The sequence below is a fragment of the Massilia sp. Leaf139 genome, from assembly GCF_001424165.1.
GTDB lineage: Bacteria > Pseudomonadota > Gammaproteobacteria > Burkholderiales > Burkholderiaceae_D > Telluria.
Genome location: NZ_LMOJ01000002.1, coordinates 58,758 through 71,913, shown reverse-complemented (window position 1 = coordinate 71,913; position 13,156 = coordinate 58,758). Strand labels below are relative to the sequence as shown.

The 13,156-nt window shown below is 67.1% G+C and carries 8 protein-coding genes; 2 read left to right on the top strand and 6 right to left on the bottom strand.

All coding sequences use genetic code 11. From position 1 onward, the window contains the following. Positions 1-62 precede the first annotated feature (62 nt). Positions 63-1,529, bottom strand: coding sequence for an APC family permease (locus ASF77_RS06785; protein ID WP_082493620.1), 1,467 nt, complete (start codon positions 1,527-1,529; stop codon positions 63-65). A gap of 168 nt (positions 1,530-1,697) precedes the next feature. Between ASF77_RS06785 and ASF77_RS06780 the strand changes: the two genes are divergently transcribed. Both ASF77_RS06780 and ASF77_RS06775 read left to right on the top strand, forming a co-directional pair. Further along, positions 1,698-2,165: an Rrf2 family transcriptional regulator gene (locus ASF77_RS06780; protein ID WP_056336656.1), complete on the top strand. Its 468-nt coding sequence runs from the start codon at positions 1,698-1,700 to the stop codon at positions 2,163-2,165. A gap of 93 nt (positions 2,166-2,258) precedes the next feature. Further along, positions 2,259-3,452 (top strand): globin domain-containing protein, encoded by a 1,194-nt coding sequence (locus ASF77_RS06775; protein WP_056336653.1) that lies wholly within the window; start codon positions 2,259-2,261, stop codon positions 3,450-3,452. A gap of 104 nt (positions 3,453-3,556) precedes the next feature. Here ASF77_RS06775 and ASF77_RS06770 read toward each other — a convergent pair whose 3' ends face one another. From ASF77_RS06770 to astB, 5 genes are all read right to left on the bottom strand, one after another. Then, the gene (locus ASF77_RS06770; protein WP_056336650.1) at positions 3,557-4,423 is read right to left on the bottom strand and encodes a head GIN domain-containing protein; all 867 of its coding nucleotides are present in this window, start codon (positions 4,421-4,423) and stop codon (positions 3,557-3,559) included. A 124-nt stretch (positions 4,424-4,547) separates the two neighbouring features. Further along, entirely contained in the window at positions 4,548-5,660 is a 1,113-nt protein-coding gene (locus tag ASF77_RS06765; protein ID WP_056336649.1) for an NADH:flavin oxidoreductase/NADH oxidase, read from the bottom strand. A 196-nt stretch (positions 5,661-5,856) separates the two neighbouring features. Further along, positions 5,857-6,852, bottom strand: coding sequence for a succinylglutamate desuccinylase (locus ASF77_RS06760; protein WP_056336646.1), 996 nt, complete (start codon positions 6,850-6,852; stop codon positions 5,857-5,859). Positions 6,853-6,855: 3 nt separating this feature from the next. Next, positions 6,856-11,565 (bottom strand): NAD-glutamate dehydrogenase domain-containing protein, encoded by a 4,710-nt coding sequence (locus ASF77_RS06755; RefSeq protein ID WP_056336643.1) that lies wholly within the window; start codon positions 11,563-11,565, stop codon positions 6,856-6,858. 246 nt (positions 11,566-11,811) lie between these two features. Beyond that, entirely contained in the window at positions 11,812-13,155 is a 1,344-nt protein-coding gene (astB, locus tag ASF77_RS06750; RefSeq protein ID WP_056336640.1) for an N-succinylarginine dihydrolase, read from the bottom strand. Position 13,156: the final 1 nt, after the last annotated feature.

Here is a 13,156-nt window from a genome sequence, read left to right as displayed (position 1 = left end):
TCAATGGGCCGGCAAAAAAAACGCCGCGTCGAGCGCGGCGTGGCATGCGATGGCAAGGGCGATCAGCCTTTCTTGTTCAGGCGGCTATGACGCACGCTGTACAGGAAATAAGTGGCGACGGCGGCCGCCATCCAGATGAAGAACACGCGGAAGGTCGCCAGCGGCAGATCCTTCATGATGTACAGGCAGGCGGCGATCGACAGGCCCGGGATCACATACGGCCCGAACGGCACGCGGAAGCCCACTTCGGCGTCCGGCCCCTGCTTGGCGCGGATCACCGGCACCGCGATCGAGACCACGATAAAGGCCGTCAGCGTGCCCATGCTGACCATGTCCCAAAGAAAAGTAGAGTCAACCAGGCCGGCGATCAGGCCCACCACCAAGCAGACGATCAGGGTGTTCGACACCGGCGCGCCGCTCTTCGGGTTCACCTTCTGGAAGGTTTTCGGGATCAGGCCATCGCGGCTGATCGCATACAGGATGCGGGTCTGGCCGTAGATGGTCACCAGGGTCACCGAGAACACGGAGACGACGGCGCCGGCCGACAGCACCAGCGCCGGCCAGGTTTTACCCGTGACGTTTTGCAGGATCACCGACAGGCCGGCCTGCTGGCCTTCGAACATGTGGGCCGGCTGCGCGCCCATCGCGGCCAGCGCAACCAGCATGTAGAAGGCAGTGACGATGATCAACGCAGCCAGGATGCCGATCGGCACATTGCGGCGCGGATCCTTGACTTCCTCGCCGGCGGTGGCGATGGTGTCCAGGCCAATGAAGGAGAAGAACACGGTGCCGGCGGCAGCGGTAACGCCGGCCATGCCGGCAAAGCCTTTCGAGTTATCGGTATTGAAGAAAGGCGTGAAGTTGGCGGCATCGAAACCGCTGAAGGCGATTGCGGAGAAGAAGGCGAGGATCGCCAGTTTCACGACCACCATGATGGCGTTGGTCGTGGCCGATTCCTTGGTGCCGCGCACCAGCAGGATGCAGCACATGACGATCAGGAGCACCGGCGGCAGGTTGAAATTGCCCGAGTGGACGGTCAGGTTGCTGTGATCCGAAACGAACATCGGCGAGCGCAGGTGGGCGGGGATCTCCCAACCGAAAGCGTTCTGCAGGAAGTTGTTCAGGTAGTCAGACCAGCCGATGGCGACCGCGCTCCCCGCTAGCCCATATTCGAGCAGGAGGCAGGCGGCCACGACAAAGGCCGCGAACTCGCCGACGGTGGCGTAGGCGAAGGAATACGAGGAACCCGAGGCCGGCACCCGCCCCGCCAGCTCGGCGTAGCACAGGGCGGTCAGGCCGGCGGTGATCGCGGCGATCAGGAAAGACAGGATGACGGCCGGGCCGGCTTTCGGCACCGCTTCGACCATGGTGAAGAAGATGCCGGTGCCGACCGTGGCGCCGACGCCGATCATCGTCAGCGGGAACAGCCCCAGCGTGCGGTTCAGGCCGCCACCATGGGCCTGGCTGTCTTCGTGCGCGCGCTCAGCCGGTTTGGTACGCATCAGCTTCTGGCTCAGTGTCGGATTCACGGTGTTTCCTTTGTCGCTAAATAGAGAAATGGCTGAGCTCGAAACGCCGCCAAAGTTGGCGATTATAGGGCCGATCAAGCGTTGTTGAGAAAATACTTTTCGCTAAAGCTGCATTTGCGATACTGGTTTTTGGGCTAGAATGGAGACGTTCTTTCCTAGCGACATTTTATGCGTCTGACCCGCTTTTCCGACATTGGTTTGCGCGTGCTGATTTACCTCGAGCGCGCCGGCGAACGCCCGCATCCGGTAACGGCGGCCGAGATCGCTTCCCAGTTCGCCATTCCGCACAACCACATGGTCAAGGTCGTCGGCCACCTGGCGCGCGCCGGCTGGGTGCGCGCACTGCGCGGCCGCAACGGCGGCCTGCGCCTGTCCGCCGACCCGCAAGTGCTGACCGTCGGCCAGGTGCTGCGCGAACTCGAAGGCGACGACGAACTCGTCGACTGCGAAGCGACGCGCTGCGCGCTCAGCCTCGACTGCCAGCTGCGCGGCGTGCTCAAGGCGGGCATGCGCGCCTTTTATGCGGAGATGGATCGCCACACGCTGGCCAGCATCACCGGCGGCAGCACCGGCGAGCAGATCGTCAAGATGCACAGGATGTTCTGGAGCGGAACAGACGCCAGCCCGGCTACCTGAGCCGGCGGCCCGGATACGCGCCCATCGACATGGGCGTTTTTTTGAATTTTAAACTTGCATTTGAAATGCCTTATTAATGAGGAGTACACCACGATGATCTCTGCCGCTTCCCGCCCCTACATCGATGCCAGCGTCCCCGTCCTGCGCGAACATGGTCTCGCCATCACGACCCTGTTCTACAAGAACATGCTGAGCGAGCACCCGGAACTGACGCGCGTGTTCAACATGGGCAACCAGGCCAGCGGCGCCCAGCAGGGTTCGCTCGCATCGGCCGTGTTCGCCTACGCGGCCAACATCGGCAATCCGGAAGCGCTGGGGCCCGTGGTGAAACGCATCGTCCACAAGCACGTCTCGATCGGCATCCGCGCCGAGCACTACCCGATCGTCGGCCGCCACCTGCTGGCCGCCATTTCGCAGACCCTGGGCGAGGCCGCCACGCAGCCGCTGCTCGACGCCTGGGCCGAAGCCTATGGTTCGCTGGCCAATCTGCTGATCCAGGCGGAAGCCGAGATGTACAGCACGGCCGGCATCGAGCCGGGCGAGACGCGTCCGATGCGCGTGACGGAGGTAAAGCGCGAGAGCGAGAACGTGCTGTCGATCCGTTTCGTGCCCGCTGACGACAGGCCGCTGCCGCCGTTCAAGGCCGGCCAGTATGTCAGCGTCGCCGTCGATCTGCCAGGCGGGCGCCATCAGCTGCGCCAGTACAGCCTGTCCGACGCGGCGGGCCTGGACAGCCTGCGCATCTCGGTCAAGCGCGAGGACGCGCTGGACAAGGCGCCGGCTGGCGAAGTCTCCAACTGGATCCATGCGAACGTCAAGGAAGGCAGCGTGCTGCAGGTGACGCACCCCTTCGGCGAATTCACGCCGGACACCGAGTCCGAAGCGCCGATCGTGCTGCTGTCGGCCGGCGTCGGCATCACGCCGATGGTCTCGACCCTGAACCGCATCGCGCGGGTGGCACCGCAGCGCCACGTGATCTTCGCCTATGCCGCCCGCGATAGCGCGCACCATCCGCTGCAGGACGACGTCGCCGCCGCCCAGGCGCGCATGCCGAACCTGCACGTGGTGAGCTTCTATGAAAACGTGGGCGACGCCGCCGGCGTGCTGGCCGGCCGCATGGAGATCGCGCGCCTGCCGCAGTGGGATCATGCGCAGACCGACGTCTGGCTGTGCGGCCCGTTGAAATTCATGCAGGCGCAGTGGCTGGCGCTGCTGGACGCGGGCGTGCCGGCGGCGCGCCTGCACCGCGAGGTGTTCGGGCCGGATTTGCTGGATCACTTGCTGTAATCAACGGATGGCGTGCGGGCGATGTGTCGATGCCGCCGGGGCGCATCCTTGCACCGCGCACCATAAAACATCGCCCGCACGGCATCACCGTGCCGCGATCGTCCTCACAACATCTGCACCCCACGCCCGCCCACATCGCGCTGGGCCGGCTGGCCGTACACGCGGATCGGGCCGGAGCCGCTGGTGCGCGCATACACCGACTGGCGCACGGTGGCCGAGATGCCGCCCGAACCGCTGCTGGCCAAATCTCCCTGATCCGCCGTCAGGCCGGCCAGGTCGGCGCTGCCCGAGCCGCTCACGCGCACGTTCAGCGAACGCACCGCGCCGTTGGCGTGCATCCCGCCTGAACCGCTGATCTGCGAGCGCAGGTAATCGCCGCGCACCTGCCCGAGCACGACCCCGCCCGAGCCGCTGACGCCGACGTCGGCGCTGCGCGCACGCAGTTCTCCCGCCTCGATCTTGCCCGATCCCGACACCCGCGCATCCAGCTCGGCGACCTCGCCCGACAGGCGCGCCACGCCCGAGCCGCCCAGGCGCACCGACAGCGGCTCGCCCTTCAGGTCGCGCACCGTGACATGGCCCGAGCCGCCCGAATTCAGGTGGCTCAAGCGCGGCACGGTATAAGTCACTTTCAAAGGCGTGGTGCTGCGCAGGCGGTGTTCGGTGCCGATGTGGAGGGCGCCGCCGCGCGCTTCGGTTTTCACGTACGGCAGCACATTGCTGTCGCCCTCGACCACGACCGAAGGCGCGCCGCCGACACGCACCTCGACGATCATCGAACCGCCGACATCGAGCCCGGTGAGGGCCGCCACGTTGCGCGTATCGCGCGCGGCGACGCCATTGCCCTCGATGGTCTGGCCGCTGAAGGGCGTGTAGACCTGGTAGTCCTTTCCGCCGGTGCCGGTGGGCGTGGCGATGACGACGCAGCCGCCGAGGGCGGCGATACAGGCGAGGGCGAGCAGAGTACGCATGAAGTAAAACCTTTCTTGTCGTGGGAAGGCGCGTGCGCGCCGATGATCCCACTCTAAGCCGCGCCCTCCCCGCCGTCGCCCCCGCTGCGACGGACTGCGCATTTCATGGGGTGAACGGTGATGCTCAGCGCTGGCCGAGGCGCGTCTCGCCGAACAGCGTCTTGTACTGGCGCGGCTGCGAACGCCAGTACTGCGGCGGCGCCGCCACCTGCGCGCCCAGCTCGGCGGCCGCATGCCAGGGCCAGCGCGGGTCGTACAGCATGGCCCGCGCCAGCGCCACCATGTCGGCCTGCTGCGAGTTCAGGATGTGCTCGGCCTGCTGCGGCTCGGTGATCAGGCCGACGCCGATGGTCGGCATGGTGGTCTCGCGCTTGATGCGTTCGGCAAAGGCGATCTGATAGCCGGCGCCGACCGGGATCTTCTGGCGCGGCGAGACGCCGCCGCTGGACACGTGGATGAAGTGGCAGCCAAGCTTTTCCAGTTCATGGGCGAACTGCACGCTCTGCTCGATGTCCCAGCCGCCCTCGACCCAGTCGGTGGCCGAGATGCGCATGCCGACGCACATCGCCGGCACCGCCGCGCGCACGGCGGCGAACACTTCGAGCGGGAAGCGCATGCGGTTCTCCAGCGAACCGCCGTAGTCGTCCTCGCGCCGGTTCGCCAGCGGAGAAAGGAACTGGTGCAGCAGGTAGCCGTGGGCGCCGTGCAGTTCGATCGCGTCCAGGCCGAGCGCCTGCGCGCGCAGGGCGGCGTCGACGAAGCCCTGCTTGATGCGCTCCAGGCCCGCGCGATCCAGCGCCAGCGGCGCGCTCTCCCCTTCGGCATGCGGCACAGCCGATGGCGCCACCGTCTGCCAGCCGCGCGGCTGATCCGGCGCGATGTTGGCGCCGCCCTCCCAGGGCACGGCGCTCGAGGCCTTGCGCCCGGCGTGGGCCAGCTGGATGCCGATCTTGATCGGCGAATGGCGCCGCATCGCCTCGATGACGGGGCGCAGCGCCGCCGCATGCGCGTCCGACCACAGGCCGAGATCGTCGGCCGAGATGCGCCCTTCCGGCGTGACGGCCGTCGCTTCCAGGATCAGCAGCGCCGCGCCCGACAGGGCCAGTTGGCCGAGGTGAATCATGTGCCAGTCGGTGGCCAGGCCCTCGTCGGCCGAGTATTGGCACATGGGGGCGATGGCGATGCGGTTAGCGAGGGCCAGCGGGCCGAGTTGGTAGGGGGTGAACAGCATGCTCATGGGACGGCTCCATTCTTGATCGAATGGGCCAGTCTAGCGAACATGGGGGGATTCTGCAGGCGGCCGTCACGCGGGCATGCCCGCCCTACGGTATGCGAAAGCCAGCGGCCGCCGTGTAATGTAGGGCGGGCATGCCCGCGCATAAAAACGCGATCAATCGGGAAAATAAAAACGCCGCGATGTCGCGGCGTTCTGCTCAATTCACACGCACCACCATCAAGCCGGCGCGCAAGCCAACCCTTACATCCGGGTTCGGAAACACCACCATCTCCTCCTCGTGGAAGACCGAATACACGGTCTCGCCGTCGGTGGCGATGACGTCGCCGCGCTTGAGCGAGGCGAAGTTCGGGGTCTCGCGGCTGAAACCCATCTTGAAATCGTCGGACAGCTTGACGATCTCCTGTGCCACCTTGAACACGTGCGGTTCGGTCTTCGCCGCTACCTGTTCGCCGCGCAGCAGGGCGTCGAGGGCGCTTGATGCGTCGACGAACTGGGCCATGTTGTTCTGGCCCAGCGTGCCGACCCGTCCCAGCTCCACCGTGCTGCCGGCGGCCGCATGGTGTTCGCTCGAATAATAGCTGTAGGTGCCGGCCGACTTCGGGTTCATGACGATGGCGCCAATGGCCGCCTGTCCCAGCCAGTCGATCAGCGCCTCCTTGCCGTGTTCGGCGATCAGATCCGGCACGATCGCGAACATCGGATAGTGCGAGGCGCGGATCGCCGTGTGCAGGTCGAGGTGCCAGCGCACCGGGCCGGTGCCGGCAAAGAAGGCGTCGGTCGCGGCGATCAGCTCGTCGGCCCGGGCACTCTCCGCGGTGCCGGCCAGCGCACCGCGATCCGGCTTGAACATGCGGTTCAAGTCGGCGTCGATGAAGCGCTTGCCGGCGGCGATGGCGTCGATGTTGCCGACGCAGAGCATCAAGTCCACCGCCAGCGCCTGCGGCGCGCGCGACAAGGCTTCGATCACGTGCGCGACCATTTCGATCGGCCCGGTCTCATCGCCATGCACGCCAACCGACAGCAGCACCGCCGGCCGGGTCACGGGCTGCACACCCTTCACCGTCAGGATGCCTTTCGCAGGCAGCCCGACGACGAAGCCGGCGTCGCGGAAGCGCTGCGCGACCGTGCCGAAATCGGCTTCGGCCAGCGCGCGCACCGCGTCAGGCACCAGGGAATGAACGGGTGCGCTCATCGCTTACGCTGCCAGGCGTTCCGGATTGGAGCCTTCCGACAGCGACCAGACGTCCAGCATTGCCTGTTCGAGGTCAGTGGCCGGCGCGTAGCCGCTCAAGCCCATCTCGGAGGTCACCTTGTCGACGGCGGCCAGCGCATCGCCGCTGCCGGCACGCTCGATCACCTGCAGCAGCAGGCGCTGCTGGGTGCGGCGCAGTGCCTGCATCGCGTAGTTGCGCAGCTGTTCCTGCGACTTGCTCTGCGGCGGCAGCTTCAGGCCGCGCTCGAGCGTGTCGATGCCGGCCTTTTCGCGCAGCGCCATGCCCACTTGCAGGAACTGGGCCAGCGACATGCCCGCTGGACGCTGCACCGACACGGCGGCGAACAGGAAGGTGGCCAGCGACTCGATGGTCTCGACCGACTTCCAGGCCTGCACGAAGCCCGCGTTCAGGCCGGCGTGGCCGTCGGCTTCCGACTTGGCCGGCATCAGCTGGCGCAGCTGCTCGCCGTTCGCGAACAGCGACTTCAGCTCGTCCATGCCGTCGGTACCCTGCGGCAGCGACAGCACGCCTTCGATCACGGCGCGCAGCAGCGCACGGGTGCGCTGATCGACGGCCACCGCCACTTCACGCGGCACCTTCAGGGCGTCGGCGTCGAGTGCGTCGAAGATCGGCGCCAGGTTCAGCGCCGACCAGGCGCGCCCCCAGGCCTTGACCACTTCGGCTTCGTCGACACGGTGCTCGGCGGCCAGGTCGCGGATCATCAGCGGGCCGCAGCGGTTAACCGCCTCATTGGCCAGCACGGTGGCCAGGATGGCGTTGGCCAGCGGGTGATCGAGCGGATCGCGGGTGGCGACCAGCTGCGCCGGGAAGTACGGACGCAGCACGGTTTCCGCCCATGGCTCGTCGGTCAGCGGCAGCGCGGCCAGGATGCGCTTGAAGCGGTTCTTGACGTTGGCCACGACCACCGCCAGTTCCGGCGCGGTCAGGCCGACGCCCAGCGCCTTGCGGCGTTGCAGTTCGGTGTCGAGCGGCAGCTGCTCCAGCTCGCGCGACACGGCGCCCTCGCCTTCGAGGCTGGTGATCAGGGCAGCGTAGCTGTCGACGATGGAACCGTTGACCTGCGCCTGCACTTCGCGCGTCAGCAGGCGAGTCTGCTGGGTGTTGTCGCGCAAGACCAGATCCTCCACCGCACCGGTCATCTCGTTCAGGATGCGGTTACGGTCGGCTTCAGGCAGCTTGCCGGCGTTGACTTCGGTGTCGAGCCAGATCTTGATGTTGACTTCGTGGTCGGAGCAGTCCACGCCGGCCGAGTTGTCGATCGCATCGGTGAAGATGCGGCCGCCGTTCAGGGCGAACTCGATACGGCCGGCCTGGGTCGCGCCCAGGTTGCCGCCTTCGGACACCACCTTGCAGCGCAGCTCATTGCCGTTGACGCGGATGTTGTCGTTGGCGCGATCCTTCACCTGCGCGTGGGTCTCGGTCGAGGCCTTGATGTAGGTGCCGATGCCGCCGTTGTAGAACAGATCCACAGGCGCCAGCAGGATGCGGTGCATCAGCTCTTCCGGCGCCAGCGAGGTTTCTTCGATGTCCAGGGCTGCACGCACTTGCGGCGACAGTTCGATCGAACGGGCCGAGCGCGGGAACACGCCGCCGCCCGCCGAGATCAGGCTCTTGTCGTAGTCTTCCCACGACGAACGCGGCAGCGCGAACATGCGCTGGCGTTCGGCGAAGGAGACCGCGACGTCCGGGGTCGGATCGAGGAAGATGTGGCGGTGGTCGAAGGCGGCCAGCACCTTCAGCTGGCGCGACAGCAGCACGCCGTTGCCGAACACGTCGCCCGACATGTCGCCCACGCCGACCATGGTGATCGGGGTGGTGCTCATGTCGTGGCCGATTTCGTAGAAGTGGCGTTTCACCGCTTCGAACGCGCCCTTCGCCGTGATGCCCATCTTCTTGTGGTCGTAGCCGTTCGAGCCGCCCGATGCGAACGCGTCGCCCAGCCAGAAGCCGCGCTGGACGGCGATGCCGTTGGCGATATCGGAGAAGGTCGCGGTGCCCTTGTCGGCGGCGACGACCAGGTACGGATCGTCCTGGTCGTGGCGCACGGTGTTCTCGGGCGGGACGATCGCGCCGCGCACGCGGTTGTCGGTCAGCTCCAGCAGGCTGGAGATGAACATGCGGTAGCAGGCTTCGCCTTCGGCAGCGATGACTTCACGCGCCGCGTCCTTCGGCATCTGCTTGCAGACGAAACCGCCTTTCGAGCCGGCCGGCACGATGACGGCGTTCTTGACCATCTGCGCCTTCACCAGGCCCAGCACTTCGGTGCGATAGTCTTCCATGCGATCCGACCAGCGCAGGCCGCCGCGGGCGACCGGGCCGCCGCGCAGGTGCACGCCTTCGAAGCGGCGCGAGAACACGTAGATCTCGCGGTACGGACGCGGTTCCGGCGCCAGCGACAGGTTGCTGGTGTCGAATTTGAAGATGATCTTCTCGCCGGTGTTCTGGAAGTAGTTGGTGCGCACGGTCGCCAGCGCCAGCTCGACCAGGGCAGCCATGATTTCCTCGGTGTCAGCATGGTTCACGCTCGACAGGCCGGCCTTCAGCGAGGCCAGCTTCGCGGTGCCGGCGGCGCGCTCGGACTCCGACAGGGCCGGGTCGAAGCGCTGCACGAAGGCGTTGACGAACTCTTTCACAAGGGCCGGCTGCGCACGCAGGGTCTCGGCCATGTAGCGCACCGAGAACTTCGAGCCGAGCTGGCGCCAGTAGCTAATGTAGGCGCGCACCAGCTGCACTTCGCGCATCGACAGGCCGCCTTCGATGGTGAGGCCGTTCATGCGGCCGTCTTCGGCTTCGTTGTTGAACAGGGCCGTGAACAGCTCTTCGGCCACCGGCGCGATGCCGGCTTTCACCAGCTTGTCGCCGCTTTCGTCGTCCACGGCCAGCGCGGTGACGTGGTGGCGCACGCCATCGGCGGTCGTGATCGACCAGGTCTGTTCGCGGTCGACGGCGATGCCGGCGTTCTGCAGGGCCGGCAGGATGCGCGACAGCGACAGCACGTTCTCGCCCGAGTACAGGCGGATCGAGGCGTCGCGCGCGGCATTGCCCTCGCCGCTGCCAGGTTCGATGCGCACGGCGACGCGGTCGTGGTGGCCCAGGTTCAGCAGGGCCTGCAGGTCGCGGAAGGCGACGTCCGGCGCGGTGGCGGTGACGAAGGAGACCGGCAGGTTGGCGCCGAGCTTGCGCAGGCTGCTGCGCTGGGCGTGTTCTTCGACGCCGTTGGTCATGGCGGCGAAGCGGTCATGCCAGCCGTCCAGCACGGCCAGCAGCGGCTGCTGGATGTCGGTTTCCAGGTCGAGCGGATTGCGCGCGCCATGGGCGATCAGGTAGACGCGGGCGAGCGGGCCGTCGGCGACAAGGGTGAACGAGCGCACGTCGTGCGCGCCCGAGCTGTCCTTGAGAGCTTGCGCCAGCGCGGCGGCGACCGCGGCGCTGTAGCGCTCGCGCGGCAGGTAGACCAGCGCGTTCAGATGGCGGCCATACACGTCGCGGCGGGCGAAGACTTTCGGGCGCGGCTGCTTGTACAGCGACACCACCGAACCGCAGACTTGCGCCAGCCATTCCGGATCGGCTTCCACCGTTTCGGTACGCGGCAGCGATTCGAGGATTTCGAGGAATTTCTCGGCGCGGAAGCCTTCCTGGCGCACACCGGCCAGGCTCAGGACTTTGGCCACGCGGCCGCGTGCGAACGGCAGGCGCGCCAGCGGGGTCGAGGTGGCGGCGCGGGTGAACAGGCCGACGAAGCAGTGCTCGCCGAGGATGTTGCCCTGGGCGTCGGTGTTGCGCACGCCGATGAAGTCGAGCGGCTGGTCGCGGTGCAGCGTGCCCTCGACGTCGGCCTTGACGATCGACAGGGTTTCGGCGCGGGAGGACAGGGTGCTCAGTTCGCCCGGGATGTTGGCCAGGCAGGTGCCGTAGACCGGGTGTGCGGTGTCCTTCAGGACGCCGATGCGGCTCGGGATGTCGCGCACCAGCTGCGACTGGCCCGGCTGCACTTCGTAGTAGGCGTAGCCGAAGGGCTCGAAGCCTTCGTTCTTGGCCCACTCGAGGAAGGCGGCCACTTCCTGGCCGGCCGGGGTGCCGTTGGCGGCAGCGGCGGCAGCGACTGCGGTCATGCGGTCGCCCATGGCCAGCGCGTCGCGATGCACGACGGCGGCGTCGTTGGCGACCATGCGGATGCGCGCGGTCAGCTTGTCGAGTTCTTCGAAGGCGAGTTCGTCGTTCAGCAGCACCAGCACGTAGGATTCGAGCGGTGCGCCGGCGGTGCCGACGGCGGTCATGACACCGTTCGCATCGCGCTGCACCGGCAGCACGGCGTTCATCACGCCGGCGGCCAGCACGCGTTCCTTGCGCAGCGCCATGACGAAGGAGTCGACCAGGTAAGGCATGTCCGGGTTCAGGATCAGCAGCGCAGTCGCCATGCCGCCGCGGGTATCGGTGTAGCGCAGTTGCGCGATCTGGCAGCCGTCGCCGGTGCGCTTGGCCACCTGCATGAAGCCGTCCCACAGGACGGGGGCCAGGGCCTGCGGCGCGGTACCGGCCAGATCTTCCTCGTCGAGCGATCCGAGCCAGGCGCTGATCAGGGCGCGCACGTTATCGGTCGCGCCGGCGGCCGGCTGGCTGGTCACCAGGTTCAGGGTCTGGGTACGCAAATCTTGCGGCATGTCTTTCATTGTTGCTTCTCCAAAGCGAATGTTTATCGCCCGTGCGCGCGACGGCTTGTGGCTTTGCCCGCACCAGCGTTTGTATGGACAGGGTTGTCCCGTCCAGGTTCGTGGCTTCCTTGTCCCGGAAGCGTTTGATTCGTTGTTCATATCGAGCCGGTGCGTTTGCGCCAGGCTCGGGCTTTGCTGCTGTTTTACTGTCGTACCGCGTGGAGTCCTGACTCCACGCGGTCTCACCGTTCGATCATCGGCGCCTCAACTCAAATCGTACAACCCCGGCAAACCGAGAATGCGCTCGAGCGACTCCAGCGCCGTATGGCACTCGATCGCCAGCTGCGGGTCGGCCAGATCCTTCGGCTCGACGTGATCGCGGTAATGCTTCTCCACCCACTCCACCAGCTGCGCGTACAGCGTTTCCGTCATGATCACGCCGCCATGCAGCGCCGCGGCCTGGTCGTCGGTCAGCGCCACGCGCAGGCGCAGGCAGGCGGGGCCGCCGCCGTTGCGCATGCTCTGGCGCAGGTCGAATTCGAGCAGCTCGTCGATCGGGCCGCCGCTGCCGACCAGTCCCGCCAGGTAGTTTGCCACCGCCGGGTTTTCGCGGCATTCGTGCGGCACCAACAGCGCCATCTTGCCGTCCGGTTTGGACAGCAGTTGGCTGTTGAACAGGTAGCTGGCCACCGCATCGGCCACCGGCACCATGGCGCCGGCCACGCGCACCGGCACGAACTCGGCGCCGACGCCGGCCACCGAACGGCGTAGCGCGTCGATCGTCGCCGCCTCGTCGGCGAACGCCTGCTCATGATAGAACAGGACGTTGCCGTTGCCGACTGCGATCACGTCGTTGTGGAACACGCCCTGGTCGATCACGTCCGGATTCTGCGCCGCGAACACGGTGCGCGCCGGATCGAGGCCGTGCAGGCGGGCCACGGCCTGCGAAGCTTCCAGCGTCTGGCGCGCCGGGTATTTTTTCGGGAACGGCGCCGACGGATCGAACTCGACGCGGCCATACACGAAGAACTCGACACCGGCCGCGCCATGGTCGGCGGCGAAGCGGGTGTGGTTCGCCGCGCCCTCGTCGCCGAAGGCCGGGGTGGACGGCAGCGGATCGTGCACGACGAAGTGGTCGTGGTCGCCGAAGATCGCACGCAGCGTGCGCGTGGCCTGTACGTGCTCTTCCGAGCGGTGCAGCTTGTTGTTCAGGTTCGCCGCCGTGAAGTGGACGCGGCCGTCGCGGGTGTCGGCCGAGGGGCTGACGGTGGCCGCATTGGCCGTCCACATGGGCGCGGCCGACCAGGCGCAGGACAGGATCACGGGCGCTTCGCGCCAGGCTTGCGCCAGCACGTCGGCATCGGTGCCCGAGAAGCCGAGATTGCGCAGCAGGCGGAAGTTCGGGCGCGCCTGCGGCGGCATCACGGCCTGGGCGAAGCCGCGCGCGGCCAGGTCGCGCATCTTGGCCAGGCCCTGCAGGGCGGCCAGGCGCGGGTTGGAGGCGCTGCGCACATTGCTGAACGAGGCGACGTTGCCGAACGAGAGGCCGGCGTAGTTATGGGACGGGCCAACCAGGCCGTCGAAATTGTATTCGCGAGCGTTACGCATG